Here is a 22075-nt window from a genome sequence, read left to right as displayed (position 1 = left end):
ACCGCTGCCGCCCCGTCATTCCTCTCCAGACCGGGCCTCCCCTCTTCCACATCCCCATCAGAGGGTGTTGCTAAACCCCACATCCACAACGAAGCGGTGACTTCCTGAGGGAGCTCATCACGTCCAACCAGAAGTCACACTACGGATTGCGCGCGACCGAAGGACCTCGTTTCGGTGGCGCAGGGGCCAGATCAGGGCACGGCACCCGCCCCGCCGTTCTGCTGGCGAGGTCCTTCGGTCGGCGCCAGGATGCAGTGCACATGCGAGTTGCGGGGCGGCGCCTCCCTCAGGAAGTCAGTCACGCTGGGAAGTTTGGCAACACCCTCTCAGACCCTGCAAGTATGCTTCGTGCATGGAGGTAGCTCCGCAGCGCGGGGGCGCGGCGGATTGCCGCCCCCCCTCGTCGTTCTCCCTGTTCCCCAAGGCAGCACAATGACGGAAGCAGTCGTCGCACAGACCCACGCCTCGGGACAGGCGGCGGGCGAGGACCTCGCCGCGCAGATCGCGAAGGGGCTGGGCGGCGGCGCGCCGGACGCGCTGATCGTCTTTGCCTCGCCCGACCAGGACCACGGCGCGCTGCTCCAGGCGCTGAAGACGTCCACGGGAACGGCGGTGCTGGTGGGCTGCTCGTCCGCCGGCGAGTTCACCAGCGACGACAGCGGCACGGGAATGACCTGCGCCGTGGCCCTGCGCGCGCCGGAGATGGTGTTTACCGCCAGCCTGGGGCGCGGCCTGCGCGAAGACCGCGCGGCGGCGGCGGGACGGATGGTGGAAGGCTTCTCGGGGCTGGGCGCGGGATCGCACCGCTACCGCTCGGCGCTGGTGCTGACGGACGCCCTGGCCGGGTTCGCCGACGACCTGGTGGACCGGCTGACGCTGCTGACGGGCGGGATGTACCGCTTTTTCGGCGGCGGGGCGGGGGACGACGCGCGCTTCGAGCACACGGTGGTGTTCTGCGGCACCGAGGTGGCCAGCGACGCCGCGGTGGCGCTGGAGATCCTTTCGCACAAGCCGGTGGGCGTGGGCGTGCGGCACGGCTGGGAGCCCAGCCCCGACCGCATGCGCGTGACGGAGGCCGCGGGAATGCGCCTGGGGAGCCTGAACGCCGCGCCGGCCGTGGACGTGTTCGACGCGCACGCCGAGGCCACGGGGCAGGCGTTCGACCACGCGCAGCCCATCCCCTTCTTTCTGCACAACGTGCTGGGCGTGGAGTCGGCCGACGGGTACCGGCTACGGGTGCCGCTGGCGGTGGAGGCCGACGGCGCCGTGGCCTGCGCGGCCGACGTGCCGTCGGGATCCACCGCCTGCATCATGGCCACCACCCCCGCCTCCGCCGCCGAAGCCGCCGCGGTGGCGACCCGCTCGGCGCTGGAGCAGCTGGAGGGGCACGAGCCGGCGGTGGCCTTTCTGTTCGACTGCGTGGCCACGCGGCTGCGGCTGGGGCAGGCGTTTGGCGAGGAGCTGGCGGCCGTGCAGGGCGCGCTGGGGCCGGTGCCGTTCGCCGGCTTCAACACCTACGGGCAGATCGCGCAGTCCGAGGGGCAGTTCAACGGCTTCCACAACTGCACCGCCGTGGTCTGCGTGCTCCCCCGCTAGTGGCCGACGCGGTGCAGGCGGCGGGGCTGGTTGGCGCGTTCGCCGACCCGGCGGGGCGCGCGGACGCCGCGTCGGCCCTGGCGCGGCACCTGGGCGCCGACGACCTGCTGATCTTTGCGCCCGACCCGGAGCTCGGCGTGTACCTCCCCGCGCCCGGGCTGCGGCAGACGCTGGGCGGCGCGGCCGCGTGGCGCGCCTTCGTGCGGCGGTGCGCGGAGGAGGGCGCCTGCACGGGCGAGCTCCCGGGGATGGACGGCCGCCCGGTGCCGGCGCGGGGGTGCGCGGCGCCGGGTGGCGGCGTGGTGCTGGTGGTGACGGGCGAGGGGGCGGCGCTGGCGGAGCTGCACGGGCTGCGGCCGGTGCTCCCGGTGCTGGGCGCACTCTTTCAGGCGGAGCGCAGGGTGGACGCGGTGGAGGTGCGCGCGCGCTCCGCGGACGAGGCGGCGGAGCGCGCGCGGGTGCTGAACCGCACCCTTCAGCAGGTGCGCGGCCGGATGGAGGAGGCGCTGCACGCGGCCGAGGACGCGCGCGCAGAGGCCCGCGCTCGCGCCGAGTACGCCGAGCAGGTGACGGAGGAGCTGCAGGCGCAGGCGTCCGAGCTGCAGGAGCAGGCCTCGGAGATGGAGATGCTGAACGAGGCGCTGGCGGCGCGCACCGAAGAGGCGGAGCTGGCCCGCGCCGCCGCCGACACGGCCAACCGCGCCAAGAGCGACTTCCTGGCCACCATGAGCCACGAGCTGCGGACGCCGATCAACGCGGTGCTGGGCTACGGCGAGCTGCTGGACCTGGAGATCGCGGGGCCGGTGACGCCCGGGCAGCGGCTTCACATCGACCGCATCCGCTCCAGCAGCCGTCACCTGCTCACCCTGGTCAACGACATCCTGGACCTGGCCAAGGTCGAGGCCGGACAGCTGACGGTGGAGCACGAGCCCGACACGGTGGGCGAGGTGATCCGCGAGGCGGTGGCGCTGGTGGGGGCGCAGTACGCGGAGCGCGAGGTGGCGCTGCGCAACGACTGCACCGAGCCCGCCACGCCCTACGTGGGCGACCGCGACCGGGTGCGGCAGATCCTGCTGAACCTGCTTTCCAATGCGGTCAAGTTCACCGAGGCGGGGGGATCGGTGGCGGTGCGCTGCGGCACCACCACGCAGCCGCACCCCGAGGCGGCGCTGGCCGGCGGCGGTCCGTGGACCTGCCTGCAGGTGGAGGACACGGGGATCGGCATCAGCCCCGAAGAGGTGGCGAGCGTGTTTCAGCCGTTCGTGCAGGTGGAGGGCGGGCGCACGCGCACGCAGGGCGGCACGGGGCTGGGCCTTACCATCAGCCGGCAGCTGGCCCGGCTGATGGGCGGCGACCTTACGCTGCGCAGCGAAAAGGACAGGGGTTCGTGCTTCTCGCTCTGGCTTCCCTCCCGCACCGCCGCGGTGGGCGCCATCGACGAAAGCATCCTCATCCGCATCGCCTGAATTCGAGCTCCGGCAAAAAGAGGGTCGTACGCAGGGGAAGCAGAGGAAGCCACGCCGCTTCCTCTGCTTTCCGTCCGTGAGACAAATCGTCCGTGGATGGGGTTGATACCAGATCCGGAAAAACAACACGTGTAGGGTACAGAGGAACAGAGTCAAACAGAGAAAGCGAGTGGAAGCATGATCTCGTTTTCTCTGTCTGACTCTGTTCCTCTGTACGATTATTCTTTTTCAGGATCTGGTATGATGTCGGCGCGAGCGTCGCCTCGAGGAGCGTCGTGCCTCACCTGCGCGGCAGCCAGTCCGGCGGCGGATCGTACACGCCGCATTCGTCCTGGAACATGCGGCTGCGTCCCACGCTCACCACGCTGTCCACGTCCAGGCGGTAGGGCATCAGCCCCGGCCGGCCGTACTGTCCGGGCCCCTTCAGCGTGCCGCGCATGCGCACCAGCCAGTGCCGCGTGCCATGGCTGTCCGACTCGGTGGAGGGCCAGTCCCGCGGGTGGCTGCCGTGCCATCCGTCTTCCGGAAGGTAGATGGCCGCGAGCAGGGGAAAATCGACCGGCAGGGCACCCTTCACCAGGTCTGAGCCGCGCGGCAGCGGACGGGTGGGATCGTCGCAGAGGTGCAGGTAGTCGGGCCGGAACCCCATGTGCCCGTAGACGAACTTGCCGGTGAACACACCGGTGCGCTCGGCGGGTGGCCGGATGCCGAACAGCCACGCCGCGTGCAGGGCCGTGGCCCCCAGCAGCAGCGCCGATCCGCGCCGGGTGGTCCTCAGCGCCGCGCGCACGCCCGCCGCCACCAGCAGGACCAGCATGGCCGCGGTGATCAGCGCGAACAGCGGCCACGCCAGCCCGGCGCCAAACCCGCCGAGGAGCAGCGCCCAGGGAAAGGCACCGTGATCTGCGTCGAACCAAGCCAGTCCTACAGACCCGGCGAGGATCAGGACGAGGAGGATGCTCATCCCCGTGATGGCGCCGGCAAGGCCTGCGGCCAGTCGGTTCAGCCAGCGCATCGCCCAGGGCTTCGGGTTCCGCCGTCGCGGACGGCGATCTCTTTCCTTTGCAAGGGAAATGTCCGTCGCGTCCATCTTCTTACGAGGGAGGCAGCCGCGGGTCCTTGCCCCACGGCTGCCTCTTCTTTCACCCGTCGTCCTGCCATCCATCGCGCCACCTCTTCGGGCCTACGCTTCTACAAGCGTGAGGCACACCAGCGCGCCCTACGGGTTGATTACATCCAGTTCGGTGGCGCTTGCGGATGATTCAACTAAAGCCGTCGTGTGACCTAGTCTTCCAACGCTGATGGATTCCCTAGGGCCCATTCAGGAATTTCATCAATAACCCTTTCGCTGGGCGCATCGTTCGGCCCAACTTCCGGAGTGGAAGCCGTTGAATTGATAGATGCAGCATGGATCTGCTCCACCGATGCCTTTGCTTCAATTGTACGTCTCTGGTGCTCCAGCGTGTTCGAACCCCTAGACTTCTGCGGGTGTGATGCATCAGAGCGATCCACTTCTGTGTCCTCTAGGGAGGCATCGGCGGATTGATCAATGCCCAAGCTACTCCCACTGCCGTTGTTTTCTGCAGGTGTTTGTGCTTCCATCAAAAGATTCGCTAATCGTGACATAAACTCCGGCGGAAGCTTTGAAGCACGACATAAATAGTCGATTCCCAGTACAGCGAGTCTGACTCCTTGCGGGGACTCTGCAGCAAGCGTGCGCAAGAATTTCGGAGAGTCGTTATGGTCTAAGATCGACCATGCGGCCTCACGTACGATCAGTGGAGACCGCAGAAGTTCATATGGGGCGTCAAGAGCCTGCCGTACCAATTGGACAAAACGGTTCCACTCAGGTAGTGACAGATCCGATGGTTCGTCGCTAGTCACTCTAACCATTTTTTTCAAACGATTGCGGACCATGTAAGAGCTTCTTCCTCCATATAACAACAGCAGGAGCGCCGAAGATAGTTGCCCCCGATTTTCCGGTTGCAAGTACCCGGCAAAGATCGTATTGACGATCCTGGCGAGCGCGTGCAGAAATAGCGCAGCAAGGTCACCGACGACCGCCATATGCTCGTCTTTGGCAGGATCTAGCTCAGCGCTTAAGCGTCGAGTTAGGTAGAGCGTCCGGGTGCATGCTTCGACGTCGCTCTCCGACATCCAAAATATGGATCGCGAGAAACTCACTGCAGGTGCAATGGCCTTGTACCTATCACCAATGGAGAAAAACCTATCCCATATAGAGATGTCGCCTATGGCACCGACTGGTTTCTCAAATGCGAAGGATGTAGCTCTGCCAAACGTGGAAAACTCATCTTCAGCTATTAGCGTGACTCCCAATTGCGCAGCACTGTACCTGTGATCAGTTGCTATGTTCTTTGTCCGTAAAATACACATTCCTCGGTCTGCATGCATTCTCTCCATAAGGCCGCGTAACCACAAAGCTCTACCGATAGGAGATTCATTCTTTCCGGTTTTGCAATCTATAAGTATGTGCTGGTATGAGCCCAGATCACCAGGGATGGAAGCAAAAACATCGATGTCAGTAATACTGATGGGTTTAGGTTGAATTGTGATATGCGTAGACACATCCAACTCTAGTTGCGGAAACCATCGCTTGGAGACTGCGTAGGATAGGGCTCGAGCTTTCTGCTCACGATCCTTCATCATTAGAATGCACCCCCGGCGAGCAATAGGTCCAACTGCTCGGCCTGTTCAGTGTCTAGGGAAATGACCTCACGTTTCCTGAGTTCAGCAGCAGCAACGAGTGATTCGATATACGTCTGATCCTGCTGCAAAGCCTTGCGGGCTTCCTCATCGACTTCAACACCACGTGCACTTCCACCTGAAACAAGATCGTAGGCAATTGTTAGAGCCTCTTTGTTCTCATCCGTCTGGATGATATGGAACTCAGAAAACCCAGAGCCAGCGCTTACCAGTCGGCCGATGCGTAGGTGAACCAACTTGCGGTATTGTTCTGTGGCCTCAGTTGTGGCCCTTCCTAGCCGGCCTCGCTCACGTAGGGTCCAAATCACAGCTCCGGGCGAACGAATCGCATATTTGTGTGACAGGAGTTGACCTTGGCGCACGGCCGCTACTACCGCCATTGCTCGCTCGTAGATATCACGCTTTGTCGGCGATAATGCGGCTCCTGTCGGTGTAGGGGTGAACAAGAAATGATTTTCTCCAGCATGGGTAGTTTGAATGCTGGGCGGCTTTACCATCCCATCCTGTGCCATACGCCGAAGAACGCCTATTTCTGCGGGAGAAAGCTCGAACGCACCAATTCGACCGGCCTTCTCAACGAGCGATAGCGGAACGCCTTGTAACGATCTTACTGCTTCCAGAGCGCGTCCCACCGTTTTCGCACCTTTAGCCGCAACCTCATCAGCAAAGACGTCGGCATTCTCACTGAAATACGTAGGGCTAATGAGAATGTCACGTCCGCGCGCACGACGTTTGATGAGGAATGAGCCCTCTTCTCCGATCCTCAGAGCACGATCGAAGAGTTTTGATTCGGCACCAACTGTGTTACGTAAGCTTTCAACGTTGTTTGGTGATCGAGCAAGACGCCGGACAATTTCAATCGTCAATTGTTCGGCTTCGTTCATCGATCCTCCTAATGCATAATCGCCGAGCTGGGTGTAAAGATCCTCATAATAGGGTACCTTCGACAGTACGGATCGAATCGTTTTCCCTTGCGTTGACAGGAAGACAAACTCGACATCCGCAAGCAGGTGAAGAATACGGGATACTGCCAAGGCAGGAATGCCCAGCAGATGAATGGCCACGAGACGGACATGCTCGTATGGAATGATCGCCTGACCGCGCAGATGCAGAGCGAGCCGCACGGCCATTCCCACTTCAGTAATCGTCTCAAAATCCGAAACTTCATGTTGTCCGAGGCACACCTGAATTTCGTGGCATCGAGCAGCAAGTTCTCCGCTGGATTGTGTGGACTGCTTGCTTGTGTTCGTCATGGAGGAGTGAAAGTTTGTGACTCTGAATGCTCGGACGGTCTGATAGAATAGCGTCTTTGCCCAACCACCGGAAGGTGGCCGTGCATTGAAACGGGATTTTGATATACCTATGGAAACAGCGGGAGCGGAGGATCGGCATCCTCCGCTCCCGCTTTTTCCTCCCGCCGCGGCCCGTTGCGCGCGGCGGATCGGCTTCAGGCTGGCGCTAGATGACTTCGGTGCAGGCGGCGGTGCCGCAATAGGCGGTGCAGGAGGCGACCTGGCAGGTGGCCGCGCGCCCGTCGCAGGTGCCGCGCTGGCTCCAGTGGCCCATCACCGTGCCGCGCTCCGCGGTGTCGGACACCGTGTCGAACGTCTCCACCTGCAGGCCGTCCAGGTTCAGCTTCATCTTGTTCATCGGAATTCTCCCATCGGTGGTGAAAAGGGATGACACGTGGTTGCGCCTCATCCGCCCGCAATCCGTGTTCCGCATCATGCGTATTGTGTCTTTATAGGTGAATGGAGCGCGGCGTGAAGGCGTGGCCGATCTTCTTCTGCCCAGTCAGTGCCGCCCGCCGCGGGTGAACCTTCGGAGTGCCGAGTTTCCAGGCCGTCCTGCTGATCGGCCGATTGCTTCCCGTTGGCGGACCGTCCGGCTCGCTGCCGGAGCCGGGTTCGGGCTCCGCCGGCGGAGCTGGACGAGGACCTTTGGACCGAAGGCCTTCTCCGCCCAACGCTCTCGCGCCCGCGGCGTAGCCTCAGCCCGGCGACCCTCCCGCACCCGGCTCCGCCGGCACGTCGCCGCGCCCCACGCTGTGCTCGCCGAAGGCGCGGCCGAGGGCCTGCACCTCGGCCTCCAGCCGGGGGACCATGCGGGCGGCGGACTTCATCGTGGCGCGCTCGGCCATGGGGCTGCTGAAGAACTGGCGGATGGCGGCCAGCGGCGCCAGCGACTTCGGCACGAACACCTTGCGGCGCCGGCGCTCCATTCCGTCCACCAGCGCGTCCACGCACTCCGCCAGCGGCGTTACCCTGCCAAAGGGGCCGGGGAGCGCCCTGAGCGTCTGGTTGAAGGTGCCCAGCTCGCGCTGCTGGTCGCGCACCAGGTCCGTGTCGATCCACGAGGGATGCGCCACGCCCACGTCCACGCCCTTGTGCGCCACCTCCAGCCGCAGCGCGTTGCCAAACTGCTCCACCGCGATCTTGGACGCCGAGTACGGCGCCATCGCCGGCAGCGGCGCCAGCGCGCTGGCGGACGACATCAGCAGGTAGTAGCCGCGCCGCGCCGTCACGTGCGGCAGCGTGGCGCTGATCGTCCGCACCACGCCGATCAGGTTCACCTCGATGGTGCGCACCAGCGCCTCCACCGGCGTCACCGCCACCGTGCCGTTGCTGGCGATCCCCGCGTTGGCGAAGACGACGTCGATGCCGCCCAGCCGCTCCACCGTCCCCGCCACCGCGCGGTCCAGCGCCGCCTGGTCGGTCACGTCCGCCTCGAACCACGCGTGCCCGGCGCCCAGTTCCGCCGCCAGCGCCGCCAGCAGCGCCGGCTCGCGCCCCACCAGCGACAGCCGCGCCCCGCGCGCCGCCAGCCTGCGCGCCGTCTCGGCCCCGATGCCGCGCGCCGGCCCCGTGATCAGCACGACCTTGCCCGCGAGGGATGAAGCCATCGATCGATTCCTGGTTTTCGGTTGGATGTGACGTACTGTCGAATCGTGAGACGGCTGGTGGATCGATGAGCCCCGCCTGGCGAGCGCAGCGAGCCAGGGCGGGGCTTCTGGCCGTTCCAGCCGCGGGCTTCAGCCCGTGGCGGCGGCGAGCGGGTGAGGGTCCAGCAGCGCGCGCCAGTCCCTTGCCGCCTGCACCATCGCCTCCCGCGCGCCGGGCGACACGCCGGTCATGTGCACAAAGCCGTGGCCGTGCGCATCCACCCGCGTAAGCCGCACCGTCGTCCCGGCGCTCCGCAGCGCGTCCGCGTACGCCTCGCCCTCGTCGCGCAGCATGTCGAAGCCGGCGGTGACCACCAGCGCGGGCGCCAGGCCGCCCAGGTCGTCCGCGTACAGCGGCGACACGCGCCAGTCGCGCTCGGCCGTGCCCGTGCCGCCCAGGTAGTGGTGCGTGAACGCCGCCCGGTCCGCGTTGGTCAGAAAGTACCCCTCGCCAAACAGCTGCTGCGAGGGCCGCGTGTTCTTGCTGTCCGTGACGGGATAGATGAGCAGCTGCGCGGCGGGCGGCGCGTCCGCGCGCGTCTGGATGGAGACCACCGCGGCCAGGTTGGCCCCCGCGCTGTCCCCGCCGATGGCCACGCGGCCGGGGTCCGCGCCCAGCTCCGCCGCGTGCGCCTGCGCCCACCGCAGCGCCGCGAAGGTGTCGTCCAGCGCGGCGGGGAAGGGGTGCTCGGGCGCCAGGCGGTAGTCCACCGCCAGCACGTGCACATCGCCATGGCGGCACAGGATGCGGCACGCCTCGTCGTGCGTGTCCAGGTCGCCGATGACGAAGCCGCCGCCGTGCAGGTACACCGTCAGCGGCCGGGGACCCTCCACCGCCGGCGCGTAGTGGCGCACACGCAGGGGCCCGCCCAGGCCGGGAATGGTGTAGTCCTGCACCGCGCCCACCTGCGTGACCGGCCCGCGAAAAAGGATCGACTCGCGGCGGTAGCGCGCGCGCCCCTGCGGCACCGTGGGCTCGCACAGCCCGTGCTTGTTGCGGCGGCGGCGCAGCGTGCGCACCAGCTGCGCGTGCGGATCCAGCGTCAGCCCGTCCACGCTCACCGGCGGCTCGCCCGAAAGGCGGACGTGCAGGTGCCCCGGCAGGCGGACGAGCATGCGCGCGGCGAACCGCTCGATGCGGTCGACGAGGCGGAGGGGGTGGTCGAGGCCTTCGGGACGGTCGGACATGGGATGTGGATCGTCGATGTAGACGGGTCTGCGTCCGCGGGGACCCTCACCCGCTCGCCTGGGCTCGCACCCTCTCCCGCGAGCGGGAGAGGGTATAAACGGCGCAAAAACCGGCGGCGCGTTCCCGCCGATTCCCGATGTTCACGCTTGTCCTATCCCGGCGCGCCGGCCCCGGCCGACCCGAGCGGGTGAAGCCCCGCCTGGCGAGCTTTGCGAGCCTTGGGCGGGGCTTATGGCCGTTCTAGCCGCGGGCTTTAGCCCGTGGCGGCCTCCGTGGCGGCCTCCTTCGTGGCCCCCTTCGTGGCGGCCTCCGCGCCCACGCCCGGCTCCCCCGCCCGCCGCATCGCGTACTCCGCCGGCTCGAAGCGGGCGACGCGGCGGCGGAAGCGCCAGGTGAAGTCGGGCCACAGCGTGGAGTTGCGGCCCGTGGCATCCAGGTACCAGCTGCGGCACCCGCCCGACGTCCACACGGTGCCGTTCATCCGCCGGTCCAGTGTGGCCACGAACGCCTCCTGCGCCTCGGGCTTCGGCTCCACCGCGCCGATGCCGTGCATCCCCATGTGCCGCAGCGCGCCCAGCAGGTGCTCCACCTGCGCCTCGATCATGTACACCACCGAGGTGTGGCCCAGGCCGGTGTTGGGCCCCATCAGCATGAACAGGTTGGGGAACCCCGCCACCGTGGTCCCCACGTGCGCACGCGGGCTCCCCGCCCACGCCTGCGCCAGCGTGCGCCCGCCGCGGCCGTACGTGTGGCGCGCCAGCGGCGGGTCCGTGGGCTGGAACCCCGTGCCAAAGATGATGGCGTCCACCGCCCGCTCCGTCCCGTCCGCGCTGGCGATGGAGTGCGCGCGCACGTCCGCGATCCCCTCCGTCACCACCTCCACGTTGGGCTTCGTGAGCGCGGGAAGGTAGTCGTTCGAGAGGAGTACGCGCTTGCACCCCAGCGTCCAGTCGGGGGTCAGCTTCCTGCGCAGCGCGGGATCGGGGATGCTCCGGCGCAGGTGGCGCAGGGCCACGCGCTGCGCCAGCCCCATTGCCCGGGGATGGCGAAAGGCGAGCACCATGGCCTCGCGCGCCAGGTAGATGGCCCCGCGCGCCGCGCGCTGCGTCGCCGGAACCCCGCGGAACAGCCGGTGCTCCGCCGCGCGCAGGTCGCGCTGGTGGCGGGGAAGGATCCACGGCGGCGTGCGTTGATACACGTACAGCCGCTCCACCGCCGGCTGGATCTCCGGCACGAACTGGATGGCGGACGCGCCGGTGCCGATCACCGCCACCCGCTTGCCCGTCAGGTCGTACCCGTGGTCCCACTGCGCGCTGTGAAAGGCGCGGCCCTGGAATCCGCCCAGGCCCGGCAGGTCGGGGATGACGGCGTCGCTCAGCGCGCCGGCCGCCATCACCAGCACCCGCGCGGTCAGCGGGCCCCGCGTGGTTTCGATCCGCCAGCGCTGCGCCTCGTCATCCCACCGCGCCTCCGTGACCTCGTGGTGAAAGCGGACGTGGGGGAGCACGCCACCGTCGCGGGCGCAGCGCTGCAGGTACGCCTGGATCTCCGGCTGCGGCGAGAAGCTGCGGCTCCAGCCGGGGTTGGGGGCGAACGAGAACGAGTAAAGGTGCGACTGCACGTCGCAGGCGCAGCCGGGATAGGTGTTGTCGCGCCAGGTGCCGCCCACGTCGCCGGCGCGCTCCAGCACCACGAAGTCGTGCATCCCCTGCTGCTTCAGCCGGATGGCCGTTCCCAGCCCCCCGAACCCGCTGCCGATGATGGCCACCCGCACGTCGCGCCCCGCTGCTGCCACGCTTCTTTCCTCCTGACGTTCTTTCATGCATTTGCGCGGGGATTGATACACCGAACGCCGTTCGGGGGTCAAGTTGAATGGGAGTGGTTCGCTCTTCGGACTTCGTGGCTCAGGGGCGGGGGATGGGTGTGAGTTGCGGAGAGGATTCACGGCGGGCGTATGGCAAGTCACTGTCAGGACTTCGGTTACGCCCCAGGTCTATGAAGACGTCCCGTCCCGTGTGCCCGCCCCTCAATGGCTCGACTCACCAACAAGCAATGCGCCCCGCCCAGAGTTTGAATTGCGGCGAGGCGTTTGGCGGACCCGCTCAGTCCGTGCTGAAGCGGTAGACCGTCCGCGACGTGTAGCGCTCGCCGGGGCGGACGATGGAGGTGGGGAAGTCCGGCTGGTTGGGCGAATCGGGGAACTTCTGCGGCTCGAGGCAGAAGCCGCAGCGGTAGGCGTAGGGCACGCCCTCCTTGCCGGTCGCCGAGCCGTCCAGGTAGTTGCCCGAGTAGAACTGCAGCCCCGGCTCGGTGGTGAACAGCTCCAGCACCCGGCCGCTCACCGGCTCGCGCACTCGCGCCGCACGCGGCGGCGTTCCCGTGCCGCCCGCGAGCACGAAGTTGTGGTCGTAGCCGCCGGCCTGCACCAGCCGCGGGTCGCCGTCCCCGATCCGCGCGCCGATGGGGGCGGGGGCGCGAAAGTCGAACGGGGTGCCGTCCACCGGCGCCCGCTCGCCGGTGGGGATGAGCCCGGCGTCCACGGGGGTAAAGCGGTCCGCGTCCAGCTGCAGCTGGTGCCCCAGCACGTCGCGGGTCGGGTCCGCCGCCAGGTTGAAGTAGGTGTGCTGCGTCAGGCTTACCGGCGTGGCCTGGTCCGCCGCCGCCGCGTAGTCGATCACCAGCGCGCCCTCCCCCAGCCGGTAGGTCACTGAGACGTCCAGCGTCCCGGGATATCCCTGCTCCCCGTCCGGGCTGCGACGGTCCAGCCGCACGCCCACCGCGCCGTCCTCCCGGAAGGGCTCCGCGCGCCACGCCACCTTGTGGAACCCCCCTGGCCCGCCGTGCAGGTGGTTGGCGCCGTCGTTCACCGGCAGTGCGTGCTCGCGCCCGTCCAGCCGAAAGCGTCCCTCGCGGATGCGGTTGGCGTAGCGGCCGATGAGCGCGCCGAAGTAGGCCCGGTCCGCCAAGTAGTCGTCCAGCGACCCGAACCCCAGCACCACGTCGCCCAGGCGGCCGTCGCGGTCCGGCGTGCGCAGGGACAGGATGGCGCCGCCGTAGCCGCTCACCTCCATCCGCAGCCCGCACGCGCTCCGCATCGCGAACCGCTCCACCGGCGTTCCGTCCGGCAGGTGCCCGAAGAGTGACCGCTCGACGCCCGAAGGCTGCGACCCGCTGCTGATCATCGAACGTGGTGGATCAGGGAAGGTGAAAGGCCGGAATCCGCCGGCGAAGAAAAGGATGGACCGCATCGGATCGGACGCGGGCCGCCACCAATGGAACGAACCGCGAGGCGCGCCGCCAGTGAGCGGCGGCGCGCCTCGCGGATCGGTCAGGTCCCGCAGGTCTCGCCCGCGGGGACGGCGGTGCGGCGGCCGGAGGGGACGGGAAGGCCGAACGACGGCGACCCGTCCGCGTTCCAGGTGAACTTCTGCATGCGGATCACCCGGTCCCACCCCGGCGTGGCGCCCGTCTTGGCGTGGTAGACGATCCAGTCTTCCGTGCCGTCCGGCGACTGCGTGAAGCTGGCGTGCCCCACCCCGATCACCCCCTCGCCCGACTGGAACACGGGCCCGCCGCTCTTGCTCCAGCTTCCCGGCGAAAAGGGGCTGCCGCCGATGAACTTCAGCTGCCCCAGCCGGTAGTCGGGGAGCCACGACTCGCGGGTGGAGTAGATGATGTACGTCTGCCCGCCGCGCTGCAGGAACTGCGGGCCCTCCTGCAGGTCGAGCTCCGTCCCCCGCTCCCACGCCTCCAGCGGCGAGCTGATGCGCACGCGGTTTCCGCCGATGGTGTACGGGTTGGACATGGGCGCCGCGTACAGGTGCTGCGGCGTGCGGTCCGTGGCCGCGTCGTTCTCCCACCCCGACCAGACGGCCACCAGCTGCCCGTTCACGCGCCCCACCGTCAGGTCGATCGCCCAGCGGCTGGGCGCCCCGCCCGCCTGGTCGTCGCCCGTGTACAGCATCCCGCGGTCCACGTACGGGCCCATGGGGTCGTCGCCCGTGGACTCCAGCACGCCGGCGCGCTGGTGGACGAAGGGCGGCCCCGCGCGCCCCGCCGCGTAGTAGATGTACCAGCGGCCGTCGACGTGGTGCAGCTCCGGCGCCCAGACGTTGGTGCGGTTCCACCCCGTGTCGGGCGCCGCCCACACCCGCGTCCCCGCGCCGGCCACGTCGGTGAGGCGAGCGGAGCGGGAGACGTAGATGCCGTTGTCGCGCGACTGCACCATGTGGTAGGCGCCGCCCTCGCGCACCACCCAGGGGTCCGCCCCCGCCGCGACGGGGTTGACGAAGGTGCACGCTGCCGGGGGCCCCGGCGGCGGCTCGGTGGTGCCGCCCCCACCGCCGCCGGAGCACGCCGCGGCGGAAAGCGCAAAGCCCGCCAGCAGCAGGCGAAACAGTCGGTCCATCACGTCTCCCGCGGGTGTGTCGCACGAGGGCCGGCACGGAGGCCGGTTCGCGAAAAAGGGGCCCGGACGGGTTTCACCCCGCCCGGGCCGGTACACCGCCTACCAGCCTTCGTTCTGCGAAACGTTGGGGTTCAGCAGGATCTCCGTCGTCGGGATCGGCAGCACGGCGCGGTGCGGCTCGAACACGTTGAAGTCCGGGTCGTGCGTCCTGAGGATGGCGATGCGCGCCGGGTCCGTGAGCCAGCCGTGGCGCTTCAGGTACAGGAAGCGCTCGTTCTCGAGCCCCAGCTCGCGCAGCTGCTCCATCTCGATGGCCTCGCGCATCTGCGCCTGGGTCAGCGTCCCCGGGAGGGGAGCCAGGCGCGCGCGCGCCCGCACCTGGTCCACGAACGGCCTGGCGGCCGCCGGGCCGCTGGCCTCGTTCAGCGCCTCGGCGTGCAGAAGCAGGATTCCCCCCAGGCGCATCACCTTGATGTTGATGGGGTTGTCCCAGTCCTGCGCCGTCTTGTAGTGCTCGCCGAACTTTTTCCAGAAGCGGTCGCCCAGCCGGCTGGCGTAGCGGGTGGCGAAGGGCGTGCCGTACACGTCCATCCCGCCCGGGCGGTTGTAGAACAGGGTGGCGTCCAGCCGCGGGTCGGGCTGCCCGCCGGTCGTGGTCTCGGCCGCCAGCACCCCGTAGTACCAGCTGGTGGGCTCGCCGTCGCAGAAGCCCACGTCGCAGGGCCCCATCATCTTGATGACGTTCTGCCCGCGGCTGCCGGCGGCCAGCACCTCGGGCCCGCCGAACTGCACCTCGAACACCGTCTCGGCGTTGTTGTCCTGCGACTGGATGAAGTTGTCGCCGTAGTTGGGCAGCAGCGTGTAGCCGCCGCCGATGACCTCGGCGAACATCTGCGAGGCCGAGCCCCACTCGCGCTGCTGCAGGTGCGCGCGGCCCAGCAGCCCCGTGGCCGCGCCGCGGGTGGCGCGGCCCACGTCGGCGCCGCCGTACGAGGCGGGGAGCACGGCGCGGGCGGCCGTGAGGTCGCTCTCGATGAGCGCCCAGATCTCCTCCATCGTCCCCTCGGCCGGCCGGTCGGTGGGCACCGGCGGCGCGGTGACCAGCGGCACGCCGCCGTACAGGTTCACCAGGTTGAAGTACATCAGCGCCCGGATGAAGCGCGCCTCGCCCACGATGCGGTCGCGGGTGGCGGCGTTCATCTCGATGTCGGGCACGTACGCGATCACCTGGTTGGCCCGGAAGATGGCCTGGTAGTGGTGCTGCCAGATCTCGCGGTTCACCTCGAAGTCGTATCCGCCCAGCACGCTCTTGGTGAAGTTGGCCAGGTCGCCCCACGGGCTGCGGCTGTAGCCGATGTCGCTGCGCAGGTCGTAGGCGAACTGCAGCCAGCGGCCGTAGGTGCCGTTCTCCTGCAGCCCGCGGTAGGCGGCGTTCACCCCCAGCAGGGCGTCCTGCTCGTCCTGCCAGAAGGTCTCGACCGTCTGCCGGTTGGGGTCCTCGATGGTGAGGTCCGCGCACCCCGCCAGCAGCAGCGCCGCGGCAAGGACCGGGATCCCTCGGATTTTCTTCGTCATGGCTCGGTTGCCTCTGATCCCGGGTTTTACAGGTTTACGTCGATGCCCAGCGTGAACGTGCGCGGGTTGGGGTAGATGCCGCCGTCGTCGACGCCGCGCGAGATGGCGTTGGCGGAGCGGATCTCGGGGTCCCAGTTGGAGAAGCTGGTGAAGGTGTACGCGTTCTGCACGTTCACGTAGATGCGCGTGCCCTCGCCGCCCACGCCCAGCCGGTTCGTCAGGCTGCCGGGAATGCGCCACCCCAGCATCACGTTCTGGATGCGCAGGTACGAGGCGTCCTCGATCCAGCGGTCGCTGTTGGGGCGCGCGTTGTCGGCGCCCGAGGCCCCGAACACGGCGCGCGGGTCGTCGGTGTCGGTGTTCTGCGGCGTCCAGGGGTCCAGGTCCGCCCGGTAGTTGCTGTTCTCGTCCATGCGGTCGGTCCAGAACCGCACCACGTTGAACGCCTCGACCCCGTGCACGCCGCGCGCCGACATGCCGAAGGTGAAGGCCCGCCAGTCGGCGTCCAGGGTGAAGCCGGTCTCGAACTCGGGGATCGGGCTTCCCGCCACGTAGCGGTCGGCCAGGCCGATCAGGCCGTCGTCGTTCAGGTCGGCGTAGCGGATGTCGCCCGGCCTGGCGTTGGGCTGGATCAGGGTGCCGCCGCTGCTGCGGTGCGCCTGCACCTCGGCCTCGGACTGGAAGATGCCGTCCGTGCGCAGCACGAAGAAGTCGGCCAGGCCGCCCCCCACGGCCGTCCAGTTCACGCTTTCGAACCCGCCCGGCAGGGGCTGGTCGTCGCCGATCGCCACGACCTCGCTGCTGATGGTGGTGAGGTTGGCGCCCAGGTTCACGTGCAGGTCGCCGCGCCGCAGCTCCAGCTGCGTGCCGAACTCGAAGCCGCGGTTGCGGATGGTGCCCGCGTTCACGTACGGGGACCCCGACGCGCCCAGGCTCCACGGAATGGGCGCCTGCACCAGCAGCCGGTCGGACTCGCTGACGTAGTAGTCGGTGGTCACGCGCACCCGCTCGTCCAGCAGCGCCAGGTCGATGCCCACGTCCCACTGCGTCTGGTCCTGCCAGCGGATGAAGGGGTTGGCCAGCTGGGTCTGCGTCGAGCCCGAGGCCAGGCCGCCGCCGAACGGATAGGCCTGGTTGCCCACCACCGATGCCGCGAACTCGAAGTCGCGGATGTCCTGGTTGCCCAGCGAGCCGTAGCTGGCGCGCAGCTTCAGGTAGTCGGCGCCGCCCAGCACGGGAACGCCGCCGAAGAACGCTTCCTCGCTCACCACCCAGCCGGCCGAGCCCGACCAGAAGTCGGCCCACTTGTTCCCCGGGCCAAAGCGGCTGCTGCCGTCACGGCGAAAGGTGCCCGTGAGCAGGTAGCGGTCGCTGAACGAGTAGTTGGCGCGCACCAGGTAGCCGCGCAGCGCGCTGGGGATCTCGTAGCCGCGGTTGGCGAAGCTGCCGGTGCCCGCGTCGATCTCGGTGATGTCCTCGTCGCTGAAGCCGCGGCGGTACGCCTCGAGCCGCTCGAAGCGGATGGTCTGCTCCGAGACGCCCGCCACGGCGTTGAGCGCGTGCCCGCCCCGGCTGCCCTCGAAGGTCAGCAGGTTCTCGGCGAGGAGCGAGAGGAAGGTGTCGCGCCGGTCGGTGCCCTCGTTGTAGGTGGGCACCGTGTTCTGCCGGATCTGCTGCTGGCGGACGAACTGGTTCCAGTTCAGGTCGTTGTAGTCCACCCCCAGGTTGAGCCGGTAGCGAAAGCCGAACGGCAGGTTGAGCTCGCCGAACACGTTGCCCAGCACCCGGTTGCTGATGTCGCGGTTGTCCTCGCGCTCGAAGGCGCCCACCGGGTTGGTGCCGAACGAGGCCAGCGCGCCGTTGCCGCTGCCGTAGCCGTAGCCGCTGGGGTTGTCGGGGTCGTAGACGGGAATTCCCGGCTGCAGGCGCACCGCGTCGATCAGGGGAAAGCCCACCACGTTGTCGCGGGTGGAGCGGCTGACGGCGGCGTTCTGGCCGATGCGCCACCGGCTGCCGCGCATCTCGCTGTTCGCGCGAAAGCTGAAGCGCTCGAAGCCGGTGTTGATGATGGTCCCTTCCTGCTCCAGGTACCCGGCGCCCAGCAGGAAGCTGGCGTCGTCGGAGCCGCCCGACACCGAGAAGTTGTGGTCCTGGATGTTGCCGGTCTGGAAGACGGCGTCCTGCCAGTCGGTGTCGGCCGTGAGCGGCGAGTTGTCGGCCGCCAGCCCGCCGTTCACCCGCGCCATGTTGTTGATCTCGCGCCAGCGCTGCGCGCCGGCGAAGTCCATGCGCCGCGGAGCGTCCTGCACGCCGTAGTACGAGTTCACGCTGATGCGCGTCTCGCCCGCCCGGCCCCGCCTGGTGGTGATGATGATGACGCCGTTGGCGCTCTGCGCGCCGTACTGCGCGGCGGCGCTGGCGTCCTTGAGCACCTGGATGCTCTCGACGTCCTCGGGGTTCAGGTTGGGGTTCTGCCGGGTGTACATGCCGTCGACGATGTACAGCGGCGCGGTCCCCTCCACGAAGTTCTGCCCGCGGACCACCACCGAGCTTTCCTGCCCGGGCTGGCCGGTGCTCTGCACCGTCACGCCGGGAATGCGGCCGCGCAGCGCTTCTTCGATGGTGGCGACCTGCTGGTCTTCGATCTGCTCGGCGCTCACCTCGGCCACGGCGTCGCTCACCGTGGTGCGGCGCTGGGTGGTGTAGCCCACGGCCACCATGGTGTCCAGCAGCAGCGTCTGCGCGGTGAGCCGGAAGTTGGCCGTGGCGTCGCCGCCGGAGGCCACGTTCACCGTCTGGGCGGCGGAGGCCAGGCCCAGGCGCGACGCGCGCACCTGGCGGCTGCCGGCGGGCACGCCGGCCAGGGTGTAGCGGCCATCGGCGCCGGTGCGGGCCGACAGCGTGGTGCCGACCACCACCACGGTGGCGTCGGCCACGGGCGCCCCTTCGGCGCCGGTGACCGTGCCGGTAATGCGGCCGGTGCCCTGGGCCGCCAGCGGCACGGCGCCCAGGCCAAGGAGCAGGGCCAGGCACGCGGCCGCGCGAAGCAGCGCGGACATCGCCCTGGAGGTGCGTACGACAGGCGTCATCATGGACGTCCCCTCGAGTGGGAGCGGGTGATCGGGGCCGGCTGCGTTGCGCGGCACCGGGTGAAGAACGGGGTGCGCCGGGTGGCGGCGGCGGCGTGCCGCGGGGGAGACCGGCTGGGTCGCGTGGCGGTCATGGCCTGCGGAGGTGCGGCGTGAAGGCGGCGCGGCGGTGCCCTGCCGCGCGGTGTTTCCCTCGAACGGTGGAACCCGGAACGGAAAAGGGGGCCGGCGGATCGGGCTTCGCGCGCCCGTCCCCCGGATCCCGTCTAGCGCGTGTGGCGGAACCGGCGGATGCGGGCCGCCCGCATCCCGGGGACCGCCTCGACCTTCAGCTCCATCGCCCCGTGCCTCTGGGGAGCGTTCATCCGACCGCTTCGCTCGGCGCGCGGCGGACGCCCGTGCCGTCCGCGTCCGTCGCGGCCACGCGGACGCGGGCCGGCCGCTCCGCCGCCACCACGCGCAGCGGGCGGGTGGAGTCGCGCACCACCAGCTCGGCCTCCAGGTAGACCTTCTGCGGGGGAAGCGCTTCGCGCGACTCGATGTGCCGGATGAGCAGCTGCGCGGCCCGGCGCCCCATCTCGGCCTTGGGCATGCGGACGGTGGTCAGGCGCAGCGGCAGGTAGTCCAGGCACTGGATGTCGTCGAAGCCGACCACCGACACGTCGTGCGGAACGCGGATCTCCAGCTCGGCCAGCGCGCGGCACAGCCCCAGCGCCACCAGGTCGTTGTAGCAGGTCACCGCCGTGGGCCGCTCCGCCGCCGGCCGGCCGCCAAAGTACTCGAGCCCCGCCCGGTAGCCGTCCGCCAGGTGCGCCCCGGCGCGCACCACGTCCGCGTCCGTAAAGATCACGTGCGATCCGCTGCAGGCGCGCCGCACCCCGTCGATGCGCTCCTGGCTGTGCGACGAGTACTCCGGCCCCGCGAAATGGACGATACGGGTGTGCCCCTGCTCGATGAGGAACTCCACCGCCCGCTGCGACGCCTCCTCGTTGTCCACGTCGATCAGGCTGGCGGGAACGCCGCGCAGCTCCTCGAGGAGGACGAAGGGAAAGTTGCGGCGCTTGAGCTCGAACAGGTGGCTGAGGTCGGCGTCCACGTCCAGCACCGGCGTCAGGATCAGCCCGTCCACTTCCTTGCGCTGCAGCAGCTCCACCGCGCGGCGCTCCGCCTCGTGCGCGCCCTCGGAGCTCATCACCAGCAGCGTGTAGCCCGCTTCCTCGGCCGTGGCGCGGGCGCCGGTGATGACCTCGCCGTAGAACGGGTTGTCGATCTCCTTGATCACCAGCGCCAGGCTGCGCATCTGCTGGCCGGCGCCGCGGCCGTCGGGGCCGCTCTTGCGGTAGTTCAGCGATTCGATGACGGACAGCACCCGCTCGCGCGTGGACCGCTTGACCGTTCCCGTGTCGTTGAGCACCGCCGAGACGGTGGCCTTCGACACCCCCGCCAGCCGCGCAACGTCGTTGATGGTCGGCTGATTGCTCTTCATGGGGACGGGAGAACGGGGCGGGGAGCGGGGTGGATGCGGCCGCGCGAACCAGCTTTCGAACGGCGCTTGAACTGCATTGAACGGGTTCGGGTGCGTTCAGGTTAGAGGTTCAGTTCTGGCCTGTCAAGCATCATGTTCAGCCACTGTCCAAATGCGCCTTCCTCTCTTCAGCCACGTCCTCCCGATGCTCCGGACAGGGAGGTGGCGCCGTCCTGTCCCGTAACTGCAGGCCTCACACAGAGTCAGCAGAGTTGGCAGAGTTGGAATGCGGCCACCCCTCTGTGGCCTCTGTGGCCTCTGGGTGAGGCCAATCTGTTTCGAGGGGCGGGTTCGGTCGGTCGGTCACATTCGGGAACGGGAGGGATGCAGGGATGCGACGCAGAAGGTGCTTGACAGCGTGCACCCCGCAAATGTACTGTCTCTGAACCAACCTGAACCGTTTCGGATCAGTTCAGGCCCGCGGCTCTCGAAAGGCGCGGGCGGTCCGTCGGAATCCAGCCACCTACCTGCCAAAGCCACCCCATGTCGCTGCTGCCGCGGTTTCGAACCTTTCTGCGCGCGGGCGTGCTGTCCGCGCTGGTCCTCGCGCCGCTGGCCGGCTGCCGCAAGGAAAGCGGCGGCGGTGGGGCCGCCGGCGGCGACAAGGCCGCCGGTGAAGAAAAGTGGACCGTCGGCTTTTCGCAGATGGGCCACGACAACCCCTGGCGCATGGCGCAGACGGCCAGCCTGAAGGACGAGGCGGCCAAGCGCGGCTACGAGCTCGTCGTCACCGACGCGCAGGACCAGACCGCCAAGCAGGTGGCCGACGTCGAGGACCTGATCGCGCGGCGGGTGAACGTGATCCTCCTTGCCCCGCGCGAGTTCGAAGGCCTGGCGCCCGCGCTGCAGGCCGCGCGCGACGCCAACATCCCCGTGATCCTGGTGGACCGTGAGGCGGAGGGAACGCCCGGCGAGGACTTCGTCACCTTCCTGGGATCGAACTTCGTGGAGCAGGGCCGCCGCGCCGCGGAGTGGCTGGTCAAGGAGACGGGCGGCACCGCGGGGATCGTGGAGCTGACCGGCACGCCGGGCTCGTCCGTGGCGGCCGATCGCGCCAGGGGCTTTCGCGACGTGATCGCGCAGCACCCGGGGATGAAGATCCTGGCCTCGCAGACCGGCGAGTTCAGCCGGGCCAACGGGCAGCGGGTGATGCAAAACATCGCGCAGTCGCTGGGCCCGCAGATCACCGCCGTGTACGCGCACAACGACGAGATGGCCCTGGGCGCCATCCAGGCGCTGCGTGCCTCGGGCCGCACCCCGGGGACGGACGTAAAGATCGTCTCCATCGACGGCCAGCGCGCCGCCCTCGAAGCCATTCAGCGCGGCGAGCTGGGCGCCACGGTCGAGAGCAATCCGCGCTTTGGCCCCATCGCCTTCGAGACCATCGAGCAGGTGCGCAAGGGCGAGACGGTCCCGGTCAAGAAGCTGATCACCGACCGCTTCTTCGACCGCACCAACGCCGCGCAGTTCGTGGCGGAGGCGTACTGAGGCAGGATAGTGCGTGAGTGCGGAAGTGCGTGAGTGCGGGAGTGGTTTCCGCACGTCTCCACTGACGCACTCAC

15 protein-coding genes are annotated in these 22075 nt (G+C 68.6%); 3 read left to right on the top strand and 12 right to left on the bottom strand.

Annotation, left to right across the window (positions count from 1 at the left end):
• The first annotated feature begins 432 nt into the window (after positions 1-432).
• Positions 433-1596 (top strand): FIST signal transduction protein, encoded by a 1164-nt coding sequence (locus VGC13_RS08700; RefSeq protein WP_331124847.1) that lies wholly within the window; start codon positions 433-435, stop codon positions 1594-1596.
• On the top strand, positions 1596-3062 hold the full coding sequence (locus VGC13_RS08695; RefSeq protein ID WP_331124846.1) for a sensor histidine kinase: 1467 nt from the start codon (positions 1596-1598) through the stop codon (positions 3060-3062). Before VGC13_RS08700 ends, VGC13_RS08695 begins: the two co-directional genes overlap by 1 nt.
• A 280-nt stretch (positions 3063-3342) precedes the next feature.
• Here the strand turns inward: VGC13_RS08695 and VGC13_RS08690 are convergent, their stop codons facing one another.
• The 12 genes from VGC13_RS08690 to VGC13_RS08635 form a co-directional block, all read right to left on the bottom strand.
• Positions 3343-4077: a hypothetical protein gene (locus VGC13_RS08690; RefSeq protein WP_331124845.1), complete on the bottom strand. Its 735-nt coding sequence runs from the start codon at positions 4075-4077 to the stop codon at positions 3343-3345.
• Positions 4078-4346: 269 nt separating this feature from the next.
• Complete coding sequence (locus VGC13_RS08685; RefSeq protein WP_331124844.1) at positions 4347-5726, bottom strand: hypothetical protein; 1380 nt, start codon at positions 5724-5726, stop codon at positions 4347-4349.
• Positions 5727-5728: 2 nt separating this feature from the next.
• Positions 5729-7039 carry a hypothetical protein gene (locus VGC13_RS08680; RefSeq protein ID WP_331124843.1) on the bottom strand — a complete coding sequence of 437 codons (1311 nt, stop codon included), beginning with the start codon at positions 7037-7039 and terminating at the stop codon, positions 5729-5731.
• A gap of 205 nt (positions 7040-7244) precedes the next feature.
• Complete coding sequence (locus VGC13_RS08675) at positions 7245-7436, bottom strand: hypothetical protein (protein ID WP_331124842.1); 192 nt, start codon at positions 7434-7436, stop codon at positions 7245-7247.
• A gap of 340 nt (positions 7437-7776) precedes the next feature.
• Positions 7777-8688 carry an SDR family oxidoreductase gene (locus VGC13_RS08670; RefSeq protein ID WP_331124841.1) on the bottom strand — a complete coding sequence of 304 codons (912 nt, stop codon included), beginning with the start codon at positions 8686-8688 and terminating at the stop codon, positions 7777-7779.
• Between the two features lie 129 nt (positions 8689-8817).
• Positions 8818-9915 (bottom strand): alpha/beta hydrolase, encoded by a 1098-nt coding sequence (locus VGC13_RS08665; protein WP_331124840.1) that lies wholly within the window; start codon positions 9913-9915, stop codon positions 8818-8820.
• A gap of 254 nt (positions 9916-10169) precedes the next feature.
• Entirely contained in the window at positions 10170-11738 is a 1569-nt protein-coding gene (locus VGC13_RS08660) for a flavin-containing monooxygenase (RefSeq protein WP_414682983.1), read from the bottom strand.
• A 280-nt stretch (positions 11739-12018) separates the two neighbouring features.
• The gene (locus VGC13_RS08655) at positions 12019-13098 is read right to left on the bottom strand and encodes an aldose epimerase family protein (RefSeq protein WP_331124838.1); all 1080 of its coding nucleotides are present in this window, start codon (positions 13096-13098) and stop codon (positions 12019-12021) included.
• A 146-nt stretch (positions 13099-13244) separates the two neighbouring features.
• On the bottom strand, positions 13245-14324 hold the full coding sequence (locus tag VGC13_RS08650) for a glycoside hydrolase family 43 protein (protein WP_331124837.1): 1080 nt from the start codon (positions 14322-14324) through the stop codon (positions 13245-13247).
• A gap of 99 nt (positions 14325-14423) precedes the next feature.
• Entirely contained in the window at positions 14424-15899 is a 1476-nt protein-coding gene (locus tag VGC13_RS08645) for a RagB/SusD family nutrient uptake outer membrane protein (RefSeq protein ID WP_331124836.1), read from the bottom strand.
• Between the two features lie 26 nt (positions 15900-15925).
• The gene (locus VGC13_RS08640) at positions 15926-18988 is read right to left on the bottom strand and encodes a SusC/RagA family TonB-linked outer membrane protein (protein ID WP_331124835.1); all 3063 of its coding nucleotides are present in this window, start codon (positions 18986-18988) and stop codon (positions 15926-15928) included.
• Positions 18989-19349: 361 nt separating this feature from the next.
• Entirely contained in the window at positions 19350-20474 is a 1125-nt protein-coding gene (locus VGC13_RS08635) for a LacI family DNA-binding transcriptional regulator (RefSeq protein ID WP_331124834.1), read from the bottom strand.
• 522 nt (positions 20475-20996) lie between these two features.
• Here VGC13_RS08635 and VGC13_RS08630 point away from each other — a divergent pair.
• Complete coding sequence (locus VGC13_RS08630) at positions 20997-22001, top strand: ABC transporter substrate-binding protein (protein ID WP_331124833.1); 1005 nt, start codon at positions 20997-20999, stop codon at positions 21999-22001.
• Positions 22002-22075: the final 74 nt, after the last annotated feature.

It is taken from the genome of Longimicrobium sp. (assembly GCF_036399255.1).
Lineage (GTDB): Bacteria > Gemmatimonadota > Gemmatimonadetes > Longimicrobiales > Longimicrobiaceae > Longimicrobium.
This window is presented reverse-complemented; position numbering and strand designations above follow the sequence as displayed.